The organism is Phytohabitans sp. LJ34 (assembly GCF_052068095.1).
Taxonomy (GTDB): domain Bacteria; phylum Actinomycetota; class Actinomycetes; order Mycobacteriales; family Micromonosporaceae; genus Phytohabitans.
The window spans coordinates 150,355-171,576 of sequence record NZ_JBQHDG010000013.1 but is presented as its reverse complement, the minus strand read 5'-3'; the positions used below and the strand labels follow the sequence as shown (position 1 = coordinate 171,576).

Annotated in this window: 16 protein-coding genes; 9 read left to right on the top strand and 7 right to left on the bottom strand. The window is 72.3% G+C overall.

Annotated elements, in window-relative coordinates; all coding sequences use genetic code 11:
* The first annotated feature begins 3 nt into the window (after positions 1-3).
* Together ACTMTJ_RS23620 and ACTMTJ_RS23615 are read left to right on the top strand one after the other, a co-directional pair.
* On the top strand, positions 4-411 hold the full coding sequence (locus ACTMTJ_RS23620; protein ID WP_441219986.1) for a DUF742 domain-containing protein: 408 nt from the start codon (positions 4-6) through the stop codon (positions 409-411).
* Entirely contained in the window at positions 392-988 is a 597-nt protein-coding gene (locus ACTMTJ_RS23615; RefSeq protein ID WP_441219881.1) for a GTP-binding protein, read from the top strand. The genes ACTMTJ_RS23620 and ACTMTJ_RS23615 overlap by 20 nt, the downstream gene beginning before the upstream one ends.
* On the opposite strand, the gene ACTMTJ_RS23610 is transcribed toward ACTMTJ_RS23615, so the two are convergent.
* Positions 961-1,665 (bottom strand): hypothetical protein, encoded by a 705-nt coding sequence (locus tag ACTMTJ_RS23610; RefSeq protein ID WP_441219880.1) that lies wholly within the window; start codon positions 1,663-1,665, stop codon positions 961-963. The two genes, ACTMTJ_RS23615 and ACTMTJ_RS23610, sit on opposite strands and share 28 nt — an antisense overlap.
* A 180-nt stretch (positions 1,666-1,845) precedes the next feature.
* Between ACTMTJ_RS23610 and ACTMTJ_RS23605 the strand changes: the two genes are divergently transcribed.
* Positions 1,846-2,940: a hypothetical protein gene (locus ACTMTJ_RS23605; RefSeq protein WP_441219879.1), complete on the top strand. Its 1,095-nt coding sequence runs from the start codon at positions 1,846-1,848 to the stop codon at positions 2,938-2,940.
* On the opposite strand, the gene ACTMTJ_RS23600 is transcribed toward ACTMTJ_RS23605, so the two are convergent.
* From ACTMTJ_RS23600 to ACTMTJ_RS23585, 4 genes are all read right to left on the bottom strand, one after another.
* On the bottom strand, positions 2,878-3,483 hold the full coding sequence (locus ACTMTJ_RS23600) for a LutC/YkgG family protein (protein ID WP_441219878.1): 606 nt from the start codon (positions 3,481-3,483) through the stop codon (positions 2,878-2,880). The two genes, ACTMTJ_RS23605 and ACTMTJ_RS23600, sit on opposite strands and share 63 nt — an antisense overlap.
* A 333-nt stretch (positions 3,484-3,816) precedes the next feature.
* Entirely contained in the window at positions 3,817-5,223 is a 1,407-nt protein-coding gene (locus ACTMTJ_RS23595; RefSeq protein ID WP_441219877.1) for a LutB/LldF family L-lactate oxidation iron-sulfur protein, read from the bottom strand.
* Entirely contained in the window at positions 5,220-5,921 is a 702-nt protein-coding gene (locus ACTMTJ_RS23590) for a (Fe-S)-binding protein (protein WP_441219876.1), read from the bottom strand. The genes ACTMTJ_RS23595 and ACTMTJ_RS23590 overlap by 4 nt, the downstream gene beginning before the upstream one ends.
* Entirely contained in the window at positions 5,918-6,562 is a 645-nt protein-coding gene (locus ACTMTJ_RS23585; protein ID WP_441219985.1) for a GntR family transcriptional regulator, read from the bottom strand. Before ACTMTJ_RS23585 ends, ACTMTJ_RS23590 begins: the two co-directional genes overlap by 4 nt.
* 74 nt (positions 6,563-6,636) lie before the next feature.
* On the opposite strand from ACTMTJ_RS23585, the gene ACTMTJ_RS23580 reads away from it, so the two are divergent.
* The 3 genes from ACTMTJ_RS23580 (at position 6,637) to ACTMTJ_RS23570 (ending at position 11,338) form a co-directional block, all read left to right on the top strand.
* Positions 6,637-7,677: a lactonase family protein gene (locus tag ACTMTJ_RS23580; RefSeq protein ID WP_441219875.1), complete on the top strand. Its 1,041-nt coding sequence runs from the start codon at positions 6,637-6,639 to the stop codon at positions 7,675-7,677.
* Between the two features lie 207 nt (positions 7,678-7,884).
* Complete coding sequence (locus ACTMTJ_RS23575; protein ID WP_441219984.1) at positions 7,885-9,621, top strand: VWA domain-containing protein; 1,737 nt, start codon at positions 7,885-7,887, stop codon at positions 9,619-9,621.
* A 214-nt stretch (positions 9,622-9,835) separates the two neighbouring features.
* Positions 9,836-11,338 carry a sugar transferase gene (locus tag ACTMTJ_RS23570; RefSeq protein WP_441219874.1) on the top strand — a complete coding sequence of 501 codons (1,503 nt, stop codon included), beginning with the start codon at positions 9,836-9,838 and terminating at the stop codon, positions 11,336-11,338.
* 656 nt (positions 11,339-11,994) lie between these two features.
* Here ACTMTJ_RS23570 and ACTMTJ_RS23565 read toward each other — a convergent pair.
* Positions 11,995-13,233 (bottom strand): ROK family protein, encoded by a 1,239-nt coding sequence (locus ACTMTJ_RS23565; protein ID WP_441219873.1) that lies wholly within the window; start codon positions 13,231-13,233, stop codon positions 11,995-11,997.
* Positions 13,234-13,307: 74 nt separating this feature from the next.
* Here ACTMTJ_RS23565 and xylA point away from each other — a divergent pair, with 74 nt between their 5' ends.
* From xylA to ACTMTJ_RS23550, 3 genes are read left to right on the top strand one after another with little or no spacing between them, the layout of a single operon-like run.
* A complete protein-coding gene (xylA, locus tag ACTMTJ_RS23560) occupies positions 13,308-14,495 on the top strand; it encodes a xylose isomerase (protein ID WP_441219872.1) in 1,188 nt (395 codons plus the stop codon).
* 10 nt (positions 14,496-14,505) lie between these two features.
* Positions 14,506-15,903 carry a xylulokinase gene (gene xylB, locus ACTMTJ_RS23555; protein WP_441219871.1) on the top strand — a complete coding sequence of 466 codons (1,398 nt, stop codon included), beginning with the start codon at positions 14,506-14,508 and terminating at the stop codon, positions 15,901-15,903.
* A gap of 43 nt (positions 15,904-15,946) precedes the next feature.
* Entirely contained in the window at positions 15,947-20,179 is a 4,233-nt protein-coding gene (locus ACTMTJ_RS23550; protein WP_441219870.1) for an AAA domain-containing protein, read from the top strand.
* Between the two features lie 16 nt (positions 20,180-20,195).
* On the opposite strand, the gene ACTMTJ_RS23545 is transcribed toward ACTMTJ_RS23550, so the two are convergent.
* Positions 20,196-21,221, bottom strand: a complete 1,026-nt coding sequence (locus tag ACTMTJ_RS23545; RefSeq protein ID WP_441219869.1) for a Fic family protein — start codon at positions 21,219-21,221, stop codon at positions 20,196-20,198.
* Between the last annotated feature and the right edge of the window lies 1 nt (position 21,222).

Below are 21,222 nucleotides of genomic sequence, written 5' to 3'. Positions count from 1 at the left end.
CCGCTGCGCTCCTCGGATCGGACGTCGCCGGCCCCCGAGGCCCAGCACGACTGGCTCGACGAAGATGCCGGGCCGGTAGTCCGTCCGTACACGGTGACCGGTGGCCGGGTGCGGCCGGTGACCGGTGGGTTCGACCTGATGGCGTTCGTCCTCGCGGCACCGGGTGCCGCGGGTTCGCCGGACGCCGCCTACCTGCAACCCGAACACCGCGCGATCCTCGCGATGGCCGAGGATCCCGTGTCGGTGGCCGAGCTGGCCGCCGGGCTCAACCTGGTCCTCGGGGTCGTCCGGGTGCTGCTCGGCGACCTCCTCGCGGCCGGTCTCATCGCGATGCACGAGCCGTCCACGGCGGCCCACTTCCCCGAAGACGACGTCCTCCAGGCGGTGGTGAATGGACTACGGGCACTCTGACCTCGACGCCGATCGGCGGATCCCGCTCGCGCTGAAGATACTCATCGCGGGCGGGTTCGGCGCTGGCAAGTCCACTTTGGTGGGTGCGGTGAGCGAGATCCGACCTTTGCACACCGAGGAGGTAATCACCCACGCCAGCATCGGCACCGACAACCTGGCGGGCGTCGAGGGCAAGCGCACCACCACGGTCGCGATGGACTTCGGTCGCATCACCATCAACGAGGATCTCCAGGTGTACCTCTTCGGCACACCCGGGCAGGACCGCTTCTGGTTTCTCTGGGACGAGCTGGCGTACGGCGCGCTCGGCGCCGTGGTGCTCGCCGACACCCGCCGGCTGGCCGACAGCTTTCCCTCCGTCGACTACTTCGAGCGGCACGGCATCCCGTTCGTCGTGGGCGTCAACTGCTTCGACGGCGCCCGCCGCTACACCGCGGACGCGGTGCGGCAGGCGCTCGACCTCGACCGTGACGTGCCGGTGGTGCTCTGCGACGTGCGCGAGCGGCAGTCCGGCAAGCTGGTGCTGATCGCGCTCGTCGAGCACGTGGCCGGCTACCACGGCCACCCCGTGCCGGCCTGACTCCGTCGCGAGAGGCTGCGACGGCGGTAGGCCAGCTCTCCCACGCAGGTCGCACCGAGGACCAGCGCGGTGACCGCGACCGGCGCGTGGGCCGGCGTCTCCGCGTGCGCGGACGCGAGCAGCAGCCCGGTGAGGCCGAGGCTCCCACTGTGTACGCGCGGCGTCAGCGGGCTCTCGACCCGCCGCATGATGCCGCCCGCCACCAGCGCGAAGCCCAGGCACAGCAGGTACGCGCCACAGTGGACGAGCAGGGGCAGGCTGGCGCCGTACGCCACCAGCACCGTGCGGCTCACGCCGGAGGACGCGACGAAGAAGATGACCGCGTGCCAGGAGGGGCGGCGGGTGCCCCTGAGCCGGTAGCCGAGCTCGCCCGCGCACACTGCCGCGAGGAGCAGCGCCGCCGCCGGCACCGGCGCCCAGGGGTGGATGTCGCCGTGCAGCGTGGCGTAGAGCAGGCCGGTCATGCCGAGGCACGCGCTCCACACCCGTGAGGTGAGCGCGCTGCGGGCCCGCTCCACGAGCCGGGCGACGAGGACGGCCAGCGCGGCGCAGAGCGCGTACACGCCGACGTGTGCGTGCGGCTCGGGGTCGCCTTGGCAACGGGCGAGCAGCGTCCGAGCCACGTTGGCGGCCCCGACGTAGAAGATGAGCGAGTGCCAGCTCGGCCGGGCGAACACATCCGCTTTGTACCTGTTGCGGCGATTATCGCGGCCGGTTTTCGGCGGTGCCTGGCGGCGCGGGTTCGGCCAAGATCGGAAGAACTATTTGTTGCGCTCGGCAAGCTCCGCTTGTCGGGAGCCACGCCGCTGTACCGCAAATCACCTAAGCAGGCCGTGTGTGGGCCGTAACTTTCCGCTGTGGGAAAGGTGAGGGACCGCGCGCCGGACGAGTGGGACTGCGTCGTCTTCATGGCGGTGGTGGAGGCCGGCACCCGGCAGCGTGCCGTGCGGCTGCTCGCCGACCGGTACGACGAGCACATCACCGTCGAGGGCGTGCGCACCATCCTCCTGAAGATCAACAGGTGGCTGGGGCGCCCCGCGCTGCGCGAGGGCGTGGGACCGCGCGGCAAGGCGGAGCTGACCGTCCGCGGCCAGCGCTTCCAGCGATTCTGCGAACGCGTTCGCAGCCTGTACCAGGAGGAGCGGGGCCGTCTCGCCGAGTCGGACGTGACCCGGCTGGTCTGCCTCCCGCACCACGCCACGATCGTCAAGACCCTCTACGTCGAGACGCTCGCCCAGCACCCGGCAGGTGAGGAGAAGGTCGGCATCGAGGAGCTCAAGCAGAGCGACCGCGGCAACGAGTCCTTCTTCGACCAGGCCTTCTGGCCGCTCACCACAGGCACGTACCACCTCGCGATCGGCCAGCCGCCACCCGCCGAGTTTCGCGAGGAGCTCCAGTCCGACCTGCTGTACGAGTCGCAGCTGGAGGTGCTGGTGCCGGCCGAGTACCCGGGCGACGCGATGCCGCTGGCCGAGTTCGTGCGCAGCGTCTCGCACGTGCCGCCCAAGGACTCGCGCGCACGCATCCTGCTGGAGGAGCGGATCGCCGCCAACCGGATCGAGGACCCGGGCGAGGAGCGGCGGGTGGCCAGCGCCACGTACGAGATCGGCAGTGTCATCGAGCGGGTCGCCCTGCTGCACGAGTGCGGCCTGGCCAGCCCGCTCGTCCTGGCGCCGTCGGACATCGCGCTCATCTACAAGCCCGGCATGCGCTTCGGCGGTGCGGGCGTGGAGCACTCCAAGTGGGTGCCGCTGCACCACGAGACCGAGCGGCTGACGCTGGAGGTGCACGTGACGACGGCCAACCCCCGCCCCAACCACCTGCGCCCGATCGTCGCGCTGCTCAAGAAGATCTGCGCCGACCAGCCCCGCCTGCGTGGCGAGGTAACGTCAATCCACCACCAGGACGACGTCGAGCCGCCGCGGCCCGTGCACGCCCTCGACCCGGTTTAGCTCGATGTCGCTCGTCGCCGAGGGCCCGGAGACCAGCGTGAGCGGCCGCGTGGGGTCTGCCAGCCGGGCCAGCGCCTCCGGCACCCCGCCCACGATCTGTCCGCTGTGGACGACGCAGACGTGGTGGTCGGGCACCAGCGTGAGCGCGCGCCGCCCCTGGTCCGGCCCCGCGTCCAGCACCAGCGTCCCGGTGCGCGCGATCGCGACGGCACATCCGGTCAGCACTGCCACCCCGGGCGCGTCGAGGTCGGCCACCGCGAGCGGTTCTCGCAAGACATCGCCCTGGTATCCGGCGAGCCAGGCGTCCGGCACACCGGCCGGCGTGACCACGGCCGAGGCGCCGCTCAGCAGCTCGCCGACCGCGCCGCCCAGCCCGTCCGCGCCGCACCGCCGCACGGTCGCCTTGTAGTCGAGCAGCCGGTCCACGAGCAGATCCACGAGGTCGGTGTCGCCGTCGACGGCCCGGTACTCCCGCGGCACGGTGACGGCCGTGCTCGGCCGCGCCGCCCGCACCCGCCGCAACACCTCGTCACGCGCACTCATGGGCCCACCGCCGGATATTCATGAGAACATTTCCCGGTCCGCGTCACCTGCGGACCGCTGCTCCCGCCGGAGACCGCGCAGGTCGGCGGCTCGCGGAGCGAGCCGAAATCCCCGACCTCCGCTGCCATGTCCGCGGGGCAAGCCCGAACGGCGTCGCGAAGCGACGCCTCAACCAACAGCGGACGGGTGAGGCCGCGGGAAATGCACCCCAAGAAAACGCTCCGCTGCGCTCCACGTTTCCCCGGGGACCCCGCGCAACGGTCTGGACCACGACGGACATCGCGGTAGCTCAATGCTTCTGTTCTTCTTCGAGTCTTGAGGGCTGTCGTGGGATTAGGCGCCGCGTTCATTGGCCCACCACTCGCGGAAGGTCTGCTTCGCAGGCAGGGGAGCGTCCCGTGTGGACGTCCACTTCGACAGGGGCCACGGAAGGTGGCGCACCGTGCCGCGGCGGCCGGCCACCCAGCGCACCGGGGCGGCGCCGCGGCGGGCGGCGCGGAGGGCCGCGGTGTAGCGGCGGCGGTCGCGCATCACCCACGACAGCGCGCGCATCGCGGCCCGCTCGGCCGGCGGGTGCGGGCCGGTCTGTCGCAGGTGGACCAGCACCTCCGGGATGTTGATCCGCACCGGGCAGGCGTCGTAGCAGGCGCCACAGAGCGTGGACGCGTACGGCAGGGTGTGGTTGGCGCCCTCGCCGCTCATCTGCGGGGAGAGGATCGCGCCGATCGGTCCAGGGTAGACGGAGCCGTAGGCGTGGCCGCCGACCCGCTCGTACACCGGGCAGACGTTGAGGCAGGCGGAGCAGCGGATGCAGCGCAGCGCCTGCCGACCCACGTCATCGGCGAGGGTGTCCGTGCGTCCGTTGTCGACGAGGACGATGTGGACGGTCTGCGGCCCGTCGCCGGGCGTGACGCCGGTCCACAGTGACGTGTACGGGTTCATCCGCTCGCCCGTCGAGGAGCGCGGCAGCAGCTGGAGGAAGACCTCCAGGTCGCGGAACGTCGGCACGATCTTCTCGATGCCCACGACCGAGATGAGCGTCTCCGGGAGCGTGAGGCACATCCGGCCGTTGCCCTCGGACTCGACCACCACGAGCGTGCCGGACTCGGCGACCGCGAAGTTGGCGCCCGAGATGCCCACCCGCGCGGAGAGGAACTTGGCGCGCAGGTGCCGCCGTGCCGCCTCGGCCAGCGCGGGCGGGTCGTCGGTCAACGCCGAGAGGCCGTTGCGCTTGAAGATGTCGCGGATCTGCGAGCGGTTGTAGTGGATCGCCGGCACCAGGATGTGCGAGGGGGTGTCGCCGGCGAGCTGGACGATCAGCTCGGCCAGGTCGGTCTCCACCGCCGCGATGCCGGCCGCCTCCAGCGCTTCGTTGAGGCCGATCTCCTGGGTGACCATCGACTTCACCTTGACGACCTCGGCGGCGCCGGTGTCGCGCACCAGCCCGGTGACCACCGCGCAGGCCTCGGCCGCGTCGCGGGCCCAGTGGACCGTCGCGCCGGCCGCCGTGGCCGCCGCCTCGAACTGTTCGAGCAGCTCGGGCAGGCGGCTCAGCACGTCGTCCTTGACGGCCGCGCCGGAGCGGCGCAGCGCCTCCCAATCGGGCACCTCGCCGACCACGCGCAGCCGCTTGTCGCGGATCGTGTGGGTGGCCTTGCGGAGGTTGGCGCGCAGCTGCGCGTCGGCCAGCTCCTTGCGCGCCGCCGCCGGAAACGGTCGCTTCGCGACGATGCCACTCATGAGGTCGCCGCCAGGATCTCGGCGTAGTGGATCGGCTTGGCCGGGCCACCGCCGCGGGACAGGCCGCCGCCGATGTGCGCGAGGCACGAGTTGTCGACCGCCGCCACGTACGCGGCGCCGGTGTCCACGATGGAGCGGCACTTGTCGGCGAGCATGGCGCCCGATACGCCGGCGTTCTTCATCGCGAACGTGCCGCCGAAGCCGCAGCACTCCTCCGCGCCGGGCAGGTCGACGAGATCCAGGTCGCGGACCGCCTCCAGCAGCCGCCGCGGCCGGTCGCCGAGGCGGAGCATGCGCAGGCCGTGGCAGGTGGGGTGGTACGTCACCTTGTGCGGGAACACCGCGCCCACGTCGGTCACGCCGAGCACGTCGACCAGCAGCTCGGACAGCTCGTACGTACGGGCGGCCACCCCGGCGGCACCGGGCACCAGCTTGGGGTACCAGTCGCGGACCATCGCCACGCACGAGCCGGACGGGCAGACCACCGCGTCGTACCCGTCGAAGGTCTTGGCGTAGTTGGCCACCAGCGGCAGCGCCTCTTCGCGGTAGCCGCTGTTGGCGTGCATCTGGCCGCAGCAGCCCTGCTCGGCGGGAAACTCCACGGTGTGGCCGAGCCGCTCCAGGATCTGGACCACCGCGCGGCCGGTGCCGGGGAAGACGAGGTCGTTGACGCAGGTGACGAAGAGCGCGACTTTCACGCGGGCCTCCCGAAGTAGGGGAGATGCCGCTCCCGGGCGGCGGTGATGTGCGCGCGCATGGCCGCTCCCGCGCGCTCCGGGTCGCGCGCGGCGATCGCGTCGACCACGCGGTGGTGCTCCTCCGCGCTGATCCCGTAGTGGGCCGGCGGGAAGTGGAGCCGGAAGAGGTGCAGGTGCGAGCGGAGCCGCACCACGGCCTCGTGCAGCATGCGGTTGGCGGAGAGCTCGGCGACGAGGTTGTGGAAGCGGGCGTCCTGCGCGGTGAAAGCGGCGATTCCCGGCTGCGGGTCGGGGAGGTCGGCCTCGGCGCGGAGCCGGTCCACATCGGACGCCGCGGTCACACCGGCGGCACGGCTCGCCGCCGGCGGCTCCAGGATGAGCCGCATCTCCACCAGCTCCTCGAACTCGTCGCGGGTGAGCAGCGGCGCGGCCGTGTATCCGGCCAGCGGGCGCTTGCGGACCAGCCCGTCGGCCTCCAGCCGGGCGAGCGCCTCGCGCACCGGCGTGGGTGAGACCTCCAGCTGGCGGGCGAGGGCGTCGATGTTGATCCGGGCGCCGGGCGCGACGGCGTGGTCCATGATCAGCGCCTGCACCGACGCGTACACGTCCTCGGTGAGGGTCAGTCGCCGGGCCGGCCTCATCGTCACCACGATCGTAGATCCTATACGATCTGCAGACGCTAGATCAACCGGTGGTCGTCTGGTTGGATCAGAGCGTGACCGGACTCCTCTACATCGGGTGCTACACGGCGGAGATGGGCGGGGAAGGCACGGGCATCACCGCCGTGCGGCGTGACCCGGCGACCGGCCGGCTCGACTCGCTGGGCGTGGTGGCGCGCACCCAGTCGCCCTCGTTCCTCGCCTGGCACCCGACTCTCCCGGTGCTCTACTCGACGAGCGAGGTCGAGGAGGGCGAGGTGCACGCCTGGGCCGTGGATGGCGAGACCGACCTGCGCTCCCTCGGCACCGGCGCCACCGGCGGCGCCCACCCCTGCCACCTCGTCGTGGCGCCCGGCGGGCGATACCTCGTGAGCACTAACTACACGAGCGGGAGCGTGGCCGTACACCGGCTGGGTGACGACGGCGCGCTGGGTGAGCGCACCGACCTGCTGGTGCACGACGGCAAGGGCCCCAACCCCGAGCGGCAGGAGCGGGCGCACGCCCACATGGCCTCACCCAATCCGGGCGGCGGCGCGATCCTCGTGATCGACCTGGGCACCGACGCCGTCTACCGGTACGAGTTGGAGGCCGCCACCGGCCGTCTCGTGCCGATCGGGCCGCGGATCCACGTGCACGCCGGCATGGGGCCGCGACACATCGCCCGCCACCCGGACGGCAAGCGCGCCTACCTGGTGGGCGAGCTCGACGCGACCGTGACCGCCTACGACATCGACGGCGCCGCCGGTGTGCTGCACGAGCGCGGCCGGATGGCCACCACCCGGCTCACCGGGGCGCAGCCCTCTGAGATCGCGGTGCGCCCCGACGGCCGCTTCCTCTACGTCGCCAACCGCGGGATCGACACGGTCTCGGTGTTCTCGCTCGCCGACGACGCCCTCGCATACCTGGCCGAGGTGCCGACCGGTGGCCACTGGCCGCGGCACTTCGCGGTGGTGGGCGAGCACCTGTACGTGGCCAACGAGCGCTCGCACGCGGTGGTCGGTTTCCACCTGGATCGGGACTCCGGCGTCCCGCAGGAGCCGGGCAGGGTACTCGATCTGCCGAGCCCTACCTGCGTTTTGCCCGCTAAGTCCTTATAGGCCGATATCGCGAATGAAGCGCCTCTCTTGAACGATTGTGGATTGCCCCGGTATATGGGGGATTCCCAAAACGCACCGGCGCTATACAGCTACGCCACGTGACCGAATATCAACCAGAAGGTCCCTGATCCGTAACTTTCGGCCGAACGTACCTGGCGATGTGCAGGAAGCGTCAGCAGGATGGGGACCGTGCCAGGCCGCCATCGCATGCGTAGCAACTACCGCGGAGCAGGCGCCATCGCTGTGGCGGTGGCGCTTGTCCTCGTCGTGGGTGGCTCGTGGTTCGGATATCGAGAGCTCGTCGGCTCCCGGTGCACCGGCGAGGTGAAGCTTGCCGTCGCCGCCTCACCCGAGATCGCACCCGCTGTGCGTTCCACGGTGGACGCTTGGCGCGCGGACGGCGGCTCGGTCGACGGCACCTGCGTGGCGGTCGACGTCAGCGAGGTCAACTCGGTCGACGTGGCGGCGGTGATCGCGGCGCAGCACAGCGTCGGCCTCGCCGGAGTCGGCAGCGCCAACGGCACGCTGGAGCTGCCCGACGTGTGGCTGCCCGACTCCTCGACCTGGCTGGTGCGGCTCAAGACCCTGGCGCCCGGCTTCACCCCCTCAGACGGTGGGTCGGTCGCGCGCAGCCCGGTGGTGGCCGCGATGCCGGAGCCGCTCGCCGAGAGCCTCGGCTGGCCGGAAAAGAAGGTGGGCTGGGCCGACCTGCTCAAGCAGATGACCACCGGCACCGGCCTGCGCACCGGGATCGTCGAGCCGACCCGCGACGCGGCCGGCCTCTCCGGGCTGCTCTCGCTCAGCGCGGCGGCCGGCGCGGGCAGCAACAGGCAGGCGCAGACCGCCGCCCTGCGGTCGCTGGCCATCGGGCGCTCGGCGCTCCGTGACGACCTGGTGGCCAAGTTTCCACAGGCCTCCGACGCCGCCTCGCTCGCCTCCGGGCTCAGCGTGGCGCCACTGTCCGAAAAGGACGTCATCGCGTACAACGCGAAGAAGCCGCCGGTGCCGCTCGCCGCGCTCTACGTCGAGCCGACGCCGACCCCGCTCGACTACCCGTTCGCGATCATGCCGGGAGTCGACCCGGCCAAGGCGGCCGCGGCCGAGGCGGTCCACGACGCGCTCGACAGCGGCACCTTCCGCGACCGGCTCGGCGCGCAGGGCCTCCGCTCGCCCGACGGCACGTGGGGGACCGGCTTCGCGCCGCCCACCGGCGCGCCCAGCCCGGCCGGCGGGCCGCCGTCCCCGACGCCCAACGCCGGCGGCAAGGCGGCCGGCGACCTCGACCCGCTCGCGCTCGACCGCTCGCTGGCCACCTGGACGGCCGTCACCGCGCCGGGCCGCATGCTCGCCGTCATGGACGTTTCCGGCTCGATGCTGGAGACGGTGCCCGAGGCCCGCAACGCCACCCGGATGGCGGTGACGCTCGCGGCGGCCCAGGCCGGGCTCGGCCTCTTCGACGACTCGTGGGCGCTCGGCCTGTGGACGTTCTCCACTCAGCTCGACGGCGGCAAAGACTGGCTCGAGCTCGTGCCGATCGGTCCACTGAGCAGCAACCGATCGCAGGCGCTCGCCGCCCTGAAGTCCATCGAGCCGAAGTCCGACGGCGACACCGGGCTCTACGACACGATGCTCGCGGCGTACAAGGAAGTCCAGGACGGCTGGGCGGCCGACCGGGTCAACTCGATCGTCATGTTCACGGACGGTAAGAACGACGACGCCAACGGCATCAGCGAGCAGGCCCTGCTGGCCCAGCTGAAGGATCTCGCCGACCCGAAGAAGCCCGTCCAGGTGATCATCTTGGGCATCGGCGACGGCGTCGACGAGGGTCAGCTCAAGCGGATTACCAATGTCACAGGCGGCGGAGTCTTCGTCACCAAGGACCCGACGAAAATCGGCGACATCTTCCTCAAAGCCCTCGCGCTGCGCCCCGCAGCCCCCCGCTGACCTGCGGATATACCGGTTGTAGGCAATTGACTACCTTGCGTACATGTACGTTCGGGTGGTTGATCGCAATGAACTGACAGTTTTTTGTCCGAAGCACTTGCGGGGTGCCGCAGTGGGTTCAAGATGTCCTGGTGCTCAGGCGCCGCCGGCCCCAAAATGGGTCCGGCGCTTGCCGTGAGGGCACGGTCGACTTAAACAAGCTGGGGGAGGGCTGGTGACGTCGGCGACTCTCCTGACGCGTCCGGTGGGGGCTCCGGGGGCATTAGAAACGACAGGTGCGCTGCTTCGCACGAGGCTGCGCACGTACGAGCGGGCATTGGTGGTGCTGGATCTCGGCATCATCTCGCTCGCCGTCCTCGCGGGCTACTTCGGCCGGTTCAACTGGGTGGTGGAGCCGTTCGGCGGGGGTGCGCCGGTCGGCTCGCAGATCCCCTACCCGGTGGTCGGACCAGCCCTCGTGCTGGTCTGGCTCGCCTCACTCAAGCTGCTTCGCTGCTACGACGACCGCGTGCTCGGCTACGGCGCCGACGAGTACCGCCGGGTCACCTCAGCGAGCCTCCGCCTGGCCGGCGGCATCGCGATCGTCGGCTACGTGGCCAACGTCGGCGTCGCCCGGGGCTTCCTGGCCCTGACGTTCGCGACCGGCACGATCGGCCTCGTCGCCGGGCGCTACGTGGCCCGCAAGTGGCTGCACCGGGCGCGCGTCCGGGGCACCGGCTGGTCCCGCCGCGTGCTGGTGGTCGGCGACGCCCCGCACGTGCTGGAGCTCGTGCACACGCTCCGCCGCGAGCCGTACGCCGGCTACCGCGTGGTCGGCGCCTGCATCCCGGACGCGCTGCTCGCACCGGTGCCGCAGCGGCTCGGCGACGTGCCGGTGGTGGGCTCGTTCCGCAGCATCCTCGAGGCCGCCCGCGCGGCCGGCGTCGACACGGTCGCGGTGACCGCTTCCGGCGAGCTGACCGCCGCCCGCCTGCGCCGGCTCGGCTGGCAGATGGAAGGCACCGGCATCGACCTGGTGCTCGCGCCCGCCCTCACCGACGTCGCCGGCCCACGGATCCACACCCGCCCGGTCGCCGGCCTGCCGCTGATCCACGTGGAGGCGCCCGAGTTCCGCGGCACCCGCAAGATCGTCAAGGGCTTCGTCGACCGGTTCACCGCGCTGTTCGGCCTGACGATCGCGCTGCCGCTGATGCTCCTGATCGCCCTGGCCATCAAGCTCGACAGCAAGGGCCCGGTCATCTTCCGGCAGATCCGCGTCGGCCAGGGCGGCCGCGAGTTCGGCGTGTACAAGTTCCGCACCATGGTGGTCAACGCCGACGAGATGCTGGCCAAGCTGGCCGCCAACAACGAGCACGATGGCCTGCTCTTCAAGATGCGCAAGGACCCTCGGGTCACCCGCGTCGGCCGCATCCTCCGCAAGTACTCATTGGACGAGCTGCCCCAGCTGCTCAACGTGCTGGTCGGCCACATGAGCCTGGTCGGCCCACGCCCGCCGCTGCCCTCCGAGGTCGCCCGCTACGACGGCGACATCGCCCGCCGCCTGCTGGTCAAGCCCGGCATCACCGGCCTGTGGCAGGTCAGCGGCCGCTCGGACCTGTCCTGGGAGGACGGTCTGCGCCTAGACCTCTACTACGTCGAAAACTGGTCCCTCGCCACCGACGTCGTCATCATGTGGAAGACCATCGGCGCCGTCATGGCCAGCCGAGGCGCCTACTAGACAACCGTCTTTGGCGGCTCACCCTCTGCGCGACACACCCAGGCCGCTAAAGACGCGCGGCTGACCACCGCGCCGCGATGATCGGTAGCCCACTACCCGCACTGTCTCCGGCGTGTCGTACGGCTGTAGGGCTAACGATCACGGTGCCGCCCAGATGCTGAGCCCCCGTCCGCGTCAGCTGGAGGCCGTATGCTCCCGCGGGGACCGTTCCCGGCCGGCGGCTCGCGGGGCGAGCCGAGATCTCCGGCCGTCCACTGGCAGGTCCGCGGGACAAGCCCCGAAGGGGGTCTTCGCGGGGCCTTCCTTCGCCATCCTGACGCAGCGTTACCAGCTCATGGGTCGGGACTTCGAGATCTAGGAGGCTTAGGGTTGAAATAGCGCCCTAACTCTCCGAGATCTGGAATCTCGCGCGGCTCACACCGCCGCGGCGGTTACCCGCGGCGACGAAACCCCTGTTGCTTTCCCAGAGCGCCGACCCGGGAGCAGGCATTGTGGACAAACAGCGACCGCCGCGCGGCCCAACGGGGTGAGCGGGACCGGCGGCGGACGGGTGAGGCCGCGGGAGCGGCGGTCTGGACCACGACGGACGTCGCGGTAGCTCAAATCTTTGTCCTAAAAGGAACGTATCGGCCGGCCACCTCGACTCCGAAAAGGCTCTAGACGCGGGTGAGCCAGCGGGCCGGGTGGTCGTGGATGGTGCGGACCACCGAGCCGGCGGCGCCGACCACGGCGGCGTCGGCGCCGAGGACCGACGGGCGTATGTCCACAGGGGACCAGCCGGCCGTCAGCACCCGCTGGCGGATCTCGGCCTCGACCGCGGGGCACAGCCAAGGGGCGAGTGGCGCGTAGATGCCGCCGAGCACGACCGCCTCGACGTCGAGGAGGTTGACCACGCCGGCTACCGCTACCCCGAGTGCGGCGCCGGCCGCGGAGAGGGCGTCCAGCACCGCCGGGTTGCCCGCCTTGGCCTGTGGGAGCAAATCGTCGGTGCCGGCGGCGCGGAGGATGGCTTCCTGGCCGGCGTACTGCTCCAGGCAGCCGCGTGCGCCGCACCGGCAGGCGGGGCCGTCCGGGCGCACGGCCATGTGACCGAGCTCGCCGCTCCAGCCGCGGGCGCCGCGGAAGAGGGTGCCGTGCAGCACGATGCCGGCGCCGATGCCGATCTCGCCGGATACGTAGAGGAAGCTGGCCGGGCCGGCCGGGCCGGCGTGCAGCTCGCCCAGCGCGGCGAGGTTGGCCTCGTTGTCCACAGTGACCGGTAGGCCGTCGAGCGCGGCTGAGCGCCCCAGAGGGCCGGCGCCATCCCGCCTCGTCGCTTCGCTTCGCGGACCGGAGCCCGCCAGCCCCTGTGCGAGGCCGGCGGGCACGTCCACGTCGCGCCAGCCGAGGTTGGGAGCGAGGCGGACGAGGCCGGTGGGGGTCACGAGTCCGGGCACGGCGAGGGCCGCCCCGGCGAGGGTCAGGCCCTGCCGCTCGGCGTGTGCGCGGGCCGCGGCGGCGAGCTCGGCGACCTCGGCGAGCACCTCGGCCGGGCGGCCGGGGCGCTGGTCGGCGTGGCGTACCTCCCGGTGGCGGACGGTCCCGGCGAGGTCCACCACGCAGGCCGACAGGTAGTCGACGTTGATCTCCAGGCCGAGACCGGCCGGGCCGCTCGCGGAAAGCACAAGGCCGGCGGCGGGGCGCCCGGCGCCGGCCCTCGGCGCGGGCTCTACCTCGGTCAGCAGGCCACCCGCGATCAGGTCATCTACCAGCGCGGAGACGGTGGCGCGGGTGAGACTTGTGGCGGCGGCGATGTCGGCGCGGGAGGGCGGACGGGCGGCGTTCGCGGCCTGGCGGAGCACCAGCCCCAGGTTGTGCTCGCGCAGCGAGGCCTGCCGTACAGGCGCGTCCGTCATGCCCTTGACAGTGCCACAGTGGGGGCAAATAATTCAACCGTTGAACAAATCGTGGATGCCACACGGAGGTCAATATGTCTGTCCAGCCGACGCGCGCCGACAAGTTCTCCTTCGGCCTCTGGACCGTGGGTTGGCAGGCCCGCGATCCCTTCGGTGACGCCACCCGCGCGCCCCTCGACCCGGTCGAGGCCGTCCACAAGCTGACCGAGCTGGGCGCATACGGCATGACGTTCCACGACGACGACGTCGTGCCGTTCGGCTCCGACAATGCCAGCCGCGACGAGATCCTCGGCCGCTTCCGCAAGGCGCTCGACGAGACCGGCCTGGTCATCCCGATGGTGACCACCAACCTCTTCACCCACCCGGTGTTCAAGGACGGCGGCTTCACCAGCAACGACCGCACGGTCCGCCGCTACGCGCTGCGCAAGGTGCTGCGCAACATCGACCTCGCCGCCGAGCTCGGCGCGCAGACGTTCGTGATGTGGGGTGGCCGCGAGGGCGCGGAGTACGACTCGGCGAAGGACGTCCGGGCCGCGCTCGACCGCTACCGGGAGGCCGTCGACACGCTCGCGCAGTACGTCGTCGACCGCGGCTACGGCCTCCGCTTCGCGCTGGAGCCCAAGCCCAACGAGCCGCGCGGCGACATCCTGCTGCCGACGGTGGGTCACGCGCTCGCCTTCATCGCCCAACTGGAGCACGGCGACATGGTCGGCCTCAACCCCGAGGTGGGGCACGAGCAGATGGCCGGGCTCAACTTCGCGCACGGCATCGCCCAGGCGCTGTGGGCCGGCAAGCTCTTCCACATCGACCTCAACGGGCAGCGCGGCATCAAGTTCGACCAGGACCTGGTCTTCGGCCACGGCGACCTGCTCAACGCGTTCGCGCTGGTCGACCTGCTGGAGCACGGCGGGCCGGCCGGCGGCCAGGCCTACGAGGGCCCCCGCCACTTCGACTACAAGCCCTCCCGCACCGAGGACTACGAGGGCGTTTGGGAGTCGGCCCGGGCCAACATGCGGATGTACCTGCTGCTCAAGGAGCGCGCCAAGGCGTTCCGGGCCGACCCCGAGGTGCAGGAGGCACTGGCCGCCGCGAAGGTGGCGGAGCTGTCCCAGCCCACGCTCGGCGAGGGCGAGACGGTCGCCGACCTGCTGGCCGACCGCACCGCGTGGGAAGACTTCGACCCCGACGCCAAGGGCGAGCAGGGCTACCACTTCGTCCGCCTCAACCAGCTCGCCGCCGAGCACGCGCTCGGGGCTCGCTGAGGGCGGGGCCATGCTCGTCGCGGGAGTGGACTCGTCCACCCAGTCGTGCAAGGTGGTCGTCCGGGACGCGGAGACCGGCGCGCTCGTGCGTGAGGGGCGGGCCAGCCACCCGGACGGCACCGAGGTCGATCCGGCCGCCTGGTGGGCGGCGCTCGGCCAGGCGATCGAGGGCGCGGGCGGTCTGGACGACGTGGCCGCCGCCTCGGTGGCCGGGCAGCAGCACGGCATGGTCTGCCTCGACGAGAGCGGCGAGGTGGTCCGTCCGGCCCTGCTGTGGAACGACACCCGTTCCGCCGGCGCCGCCGCCGAGCTGATCGAGGAGCTGGGCGGCGGGCAGGCGTGGGCCGAGGCGGTGGGCCTGGTGCCGGTGGCCTCGTTCACCATCACCAAGCTGCGCTGGCTGGCCAGCAACGAGCCGGCCAACGCCGACCGCACCGCCGCGGTGTGCCTGCCGCACGACTGGCTGACCTGGAAGCTGGCCGGTGCCGGGAGCCTCGCCGCGCTGCGCACCGACCGCAGCGACGCCAGCGGCACCGGCTACTGGTCAACGCCCACCGGGGAGTACCGGCCCGACCTGCTCCGGCGGGCGTTCGGGCGGGAGCCACTCGTGCCGGAGGTGCTCGGGCCCACCGGCGTCGCGGGCACCCTGCCGGGCGGTGCCCCGCTCGGGCCGGGCGCGGGCGACAACGCCGCGGCCGCGCTGGGTGCCGGCGCCCTGCCCGGCGACGTGCTGGTCTCGATCGGCACGTCGGGTACGGCGTTCAGCGTCGCGGAGACGCCGGCCGCCGACCCGAGCGGCACGGTCGCCGGGTTCGCCGACACCACCGGGCGCTTCCTGCCGCTGGTCGCCACGCTCAACGCGGCCCGGGTGCTGGACGCGGCCGCGAGGCTGCTCGGCGTCGACCACGCGGAGCTCTCCCGGCTGGCGCTGAGCGCGCCGGCCGGGGCGGGCGGGCTGGCCCTCGTGCCGTACCTGGAGGGCGAGCGCACCCCCAACCGTCCGAACTCGACCGGCGCGCTGCACGGGCTGACGCTGGGCACGTCCACCCCGGCACACTTGGCCCGGGCGGCCGTGGAGGGCATGCTCTGCGCGCTCGCCGACGGTCTCGACGCGCTGGTGGCGCAGGGTGCGGTGGTCAACAGGGTGATCCTCGTGGGCGGCGGCGCCCGCTCGGAGGCGGTCCGCCGGATCGCGCCGGAGGTCTTCGGGGCACCGGTGGTCGTCCCGCCGCCGGGTGAGTACGTCGCCGACGGCGCGGCCCGCCAGGCGGCCTGGGTCGCGCTCGGCGGCGACGAGCCACCGGCCTGGTCCGGAGGCGCGGTCGAGGAGTACGAAGGCAAGGCCGTCCCGGCGATCCGGGAGCGCTACGCGGAGGCACGCGAACACGTGATCGACCGAACCGCTTGATCAACGCGCATTACGGTGCACCGGCGGGTTACCGTCGATGGGTATGACCGAAGCGCAGGACGACGCGGAGCAGACCGCTGACGGCGACTCGCCGTCAGCGGTGCACGCGCGGGCGGTCGCGCTCACCGAGTACCTGCTGGCCGTGCGCACGCTCCTGGAAAAGCCGGTGCGGGCCGTGCCGGCCGTTGACGCGTACTGGCAGGCCGACCTGCCCGCCCACGTCGAGTGCGGGGTCGGCCCGTTCAAGCCGGGCGGGAGCTGGCTGCGGGTCGGCCGCCCGGACCCGCCCGACCCGCCCTCGATCCCCACACCGCTGCTGCGCCACCTGGTCTGGGATCTCTCCGACACGGCACCGCCCACGATCGGCGAGGTCGATCCCGAGGTGGAGGCCGCGTTCACCGAGTGGCGTGACAAGCAGTGGGAGCCGTGGGCCCGCGACCACCAGCTCTCCGAGGTGACCCGGCGGCTGCACGACCGCCTCTACGACCTGCGCTACCGGGTCGACATCGACGCCGCCCGGGTCGAGCTGGTCTGGGGCCACCTGGTCCTGCGCCACCGCGACATCCACTACCCGCTGCTGGCCACGCCGGTCGCGATCGAGTACGACCCGGACTCGACCACCGTCTCGGTGACCCCGCAGGGCCCGCCGCGGATACAGGCCGACGCGCTCGGTGACCTCGACGCGCGGCGGGTGGCCGACCTGCTCGACCTCGGCGGCACCGGCGGCCAGGTCGACATCGACCCGTGGGACGCGGCCGAGCGGCTCGACTTCGGCCGGCGGGCGGTGCGCCGCCTCGGCCTCGAGCCGGAGACCGTCGTCGACACCGGCGTCCTCTTCGTGCGCCCCCGCCAGCGGATGGTCCGGCGCTTCCTGGAGCTGCTCCAGGAGCGGCTGACCAGCGGCAGCAGCACCGAGGTGGGCGCGCTCGCCGGCGTGCTCGCCCACGAGCCGAGCCGGCTGCGGATGCCCGACGACGACACCGACGCGTGGGTGCGCACCAGCGAGCGGCTGCTGATGCCGATGGCCACCAACGACGCACAGGAGTCGATCGCCCGGCGGCTGGCCGCGCACCGAAACGTCGCCGTGCAGGGCCCGCCCGGCACCGGCAAGACACACACCATCCGCAACCTCATCTGCCACCTCGTCGCGCACGGCAAGCGGGTGCTCGTCCTCGCCCAGAAGGAAGACCCCCTTCGGGTACTCCGCGACGGGCTGCCCGAGGAGATCCAGCCGCTCTGCCTGGCGGTGCTGGGCCGCTCCGCCGACCAGCTCGTGCAGCTCCAGGTCGCCGCCCGTGAGCTCGCCGACCGCGCCGCCACATTGGACAGTGAGGCGGAGGCGGCCTGGGTGCGGCGCCTGCTCGCCGACGTGGAGGCGGCCGAGGAGGCGTTCGCCGCGGCCCGCGCCGAGCTGCTGGCGGCCGCCGAGCGGGAGGCGCGGCGCTACGGCGGGCGGAGCGCCGGCGAGGTGGGCGAGTGGCTGCGCCGCCACGCCGCCGACGCGCTCGTGCCCGACCCGATCGCGCCGGGCACGCCGGCGCCGCTGGAGGCCGCCGAGTTCGCCGTACTCGCGGAGCTGTCGCGGCGGCTGACCGCCGCGGACCGCGCCGCCGCGCTCGGGCCCCTGCCCGCCGACGGCCAGCTTCCGGTCGGTGAGGCGGTCGCCGCGCAGAGAGACGCGATGCGCGACGCCCGCAAGGTGGTCGACGCGCTGCGCGACCGCGGCATGGCCATAGACGGGGTACGCGCGGTCGGTTCCACGGCCGTCGACGAGCTAGCCGCGGCCCTGCGCGGGGCGGCCGACGATTTGACCCGCCGCGAGGGGAGCTGGACCGACCGGCTCGGCCTGCTGATCCGCGACCCGAGCTGGCGCGCGGTGTGGGACGGCCACGTCGCCGGCTGCCAGCAGCTGCTCGACGAGCTGGGGCGGCGCACCGCGTTCCTGGCCGGGCGGCGGATCACGATCCCCGAGCCGCACTCGACGCAGCCCCGCCGCCTGCTCACCCAGCTCACCGAGATCCGCGCGCGGTACGCGGCCGGCAAGCCGGTCCGCCGCCTCACCCACGCCGAGCTGGCCCGGGTCGTCGCCGAGGTGCAGGTCGACGGCGAGCCGCTGCGCACCGCCGACGACGTCGACCTCGTGATCGCCACCGTGGAGCGCGAGCAGTTGCGGCAGCAGCTCGCCGCGCGGTGGGGCGAGTGGCGCACGCGGCTCGACGCGCCCGTCCCGCAGGATGTCTCCGCCGAGCCCGAGCTGTGGGCGGGGCGCCTGCTCTCCTCGGCGGTAGCGGCGCTGGAGTGGGAAAGCGTCCGCTGGCCGGAGCTGCACGCCACGCTGGTCACCGTCTTCCCGCGCTGCCCGCGCGACGTCGACGCCCGGCAGATCGCCGAGCTGGCCGGCGCGGTCGAGGCCGCGGGCAACGTCTTCCTCGCCGACCGCCTCGAGGCCGAGCGCACGGCGATGGCCGAGTGGCTGCGCCGGTTCGCGCCCGAGGCGCCGCAGATCCAGGCGCTCGCCGCGGCGTGGGAGCGCGACGACCTCGCCGGCTGGGACGCGGCGCTGGCCGAGATCCGTCGACTGTGGACACTGCGGCCGGACGCCACCCGGTACGCCGTGCTGCACGCCCGCCTCGCCGCGGTCGCCCCCCAGTGGGCGGCGGCGATCGACACCGGTGCGGGCGACTTCGACGGCGGGGCGGCGCTGCGGGCGTGGCAGTGGCGGCAGGCGCAGACCTGGTTCGACGAGGTGATCGGCGACGTCGACGGCGCCGACCTGGGACGCCGGCTGGAGCGGGCCCGCGACCAGATCCGCCGGCTCACCGGCGACCTGGTGGTCACCTCGGCCTGGCTCGAGGTCGCCCTGGCGCTCGACGACCGGCGCAAGGCCGCGCTCGCCGACTGGACCGCCGCGCTCCGCAAGATCGGCAAGGGCACGGGCAAGAGCGCCGCGCACTGGCAGGCCGCCGCGCAGCGGGCCATGTCCGAGGCGGTCACCGCGGTCCCGGTCTGGATCATGTCGATCGACCGGGCGCTGGAGCAATTCCCGGGGCAGGCGCCGATCTTCGACGTGGTGATCGTCGACGAGGCGTCCCAGGCCGACCTCTTCGCGCTGCCGGTGCTCACGCTCGCCCGCCGCGCGGTCGTGGTCGGCGACGACCAGCAGATCGGGCCGCAGCTCGTCGGCGTACCGACCGACCGGGTCAACGGCCTTGTCGCCACTCACCTGCACCCGGCCGGCGTGCCCTCGGCGGAGCACTTCGACACCGAGAGCAGCCTCTACGACCACGCGGTACGCCGCTCGCCACAGCGCATCCTGCTGACCGAGCACTTCCGCAGCGTGCCCGAGATCATCGGCTTCTCCAGCGGCGTCTACTACGACGGCAAGATCCAGCCACTCCGCGCCGCCCGCAGCGGCCTCGACCGCTCCGTGGTGGCCGAGCACGTACCGCAGGGCAAGCGGGTGACCCTCCCGGAGTACGGCGAGGTCAACGTGGCCGAGGCGGAGGCGCTGGTGGCCCGCGTGGCGGCGATCGTGGCCGACCCGTCGTACACCGGCCGCACGCTCGGCGTGGTCAGCCTGCTCTCCGGGAGCGGGCAGGCGGCCTATCTCCAGCACCGGCTCCGCGAGGAGATCGGCCCGGACGAGCTGGAGCGGCGCGAGCTGCGGGTCGGCGACCCATACACGTTCCAGGGCGACGAGCGCGACGTGGTGCTCGTGTCGATGGTGGTGTCTTCGGCCGACGGCGCGATCGGCGCGTTCACCAAGCGCGACTTCCACCGTCGCATCAACGTCGCCGCGTCCCGTGCCCGCGACCAGCTGTGGCTCTTCCACTCGGTCACGCCCGCCGACCTGCACCCCGACGACGCCCGCGCGGCACTGCTCGGGTACGCCCAGCGCCCGCCCGCGCCGCCAGAGGTCGGCGGCGAGCCGGTGACGGAGTTCCAGCGCGCGGTGCACCGCCAGCTGACCGGCGCCGGGCTGCGCGCGGTGCCACAGTTCCGCATCGGCACGTTCAAGGTCGACTTCATGATCGCCGCTCCGGACGGCCGCCGCCTGGCCATCGAGTGCGACGGCGACAGCTATCACGGCGCCGAGGCGTTCGCACACGACCTCCGCCGCCAGGCCATCCTGGAACGCGTCGGCAACTGCGTCTTCGTGCGCCTGCGGGCCAGCGTCTTCCACCGCGACCCGGAGGCCGCGATGCGCCCGGTCTGGGATCGCGCCGAAGAGCTCGGCCTGGTCGTCACCAGGCCGGGCAGTACAAACAGCTTGTAGTACAAACGGTTTGTATCTAGGGCGTCCGCCGCGTCCGCTTGCCCCGAGACGCGCGGTAGGCGTTCACCGCCTTGCGGGAGCTCCGCCAGACGCCGTCGGGTCCTTGCAGCGCGTCCAGTCGTCCTCGCTGGGCGGCCTGCCGCAGGGCCGCCATCGTGAACTCGTCCGTCACCAGCGCGGCCAGCGGCACCAATCGAGCCGGACCGGCCAGGTTGGGCACGATGAAGCGGTTGAGATTGTCGTGCATCGCCCGTGCGATCAACTCACCGAGCGCGCCACAGTCGCCACTGTCGGCGCGCTGCAAGGCCGTGAGGTACGCCGCCCGTTGCTGCTTGAAGATGATCACCGGCGGATAACCGAGGCGCACGAGAATCAGGTTGAGTAGCAGGCGGCCGGCCCGTCCGTTTCCGTCGATGAAGGGATGGATCCGCTCGAACTCGTTGTGCAGGTGGGCGAGTGCCTCTGGCAGCGGGCGAGGAGTCGCGACGCCCGCGGTGATCTGCTGGCCAAGCGTGCACACCTCCGCAGCCCAGTGCTCGACCTGGGCCGGGACCAGTGGCCACGCGGGTGGCCGCATGCCGCCGGCGAACGACTGGATGTCGTGCTCGCGGAAGCTCCCCGGACCCTCGCGGCCGGTAGCGTCCGGATGTGGGGCCACATTCCACACCGGAGTCATCGCGGTGTGGTGCACCTGCCGTACCTCACTGACGGTGACCAGCCGTCCGTCGTGCCACCCCTCCGGCTCGAGTGCCTGCCCGTAAACCCATTTCGCGGCGTCCGCATAGCCGCGGACCTCGTTGTATTCGCGCAGCGGCTTGGCGCCGACGGCCCGGCCTTGCTCCAAAAGGGCTTCCACTTCACGGAGAATTAGGGTGTTGCCCTCCAGCGCCGTGGAGTGATGCGCCTCCTGGTGCCAAATATCCTCCCAGATGCCCTGGGCCTCCTTCGGGTTAGGTAAGCCACCGAGCCTCTGGTTCAGCTCCAGCAGCGCGCTATCCAGTCGCGCATAGACCGTCTCCCGGCTGGGGCGTCCCCTGCTCACC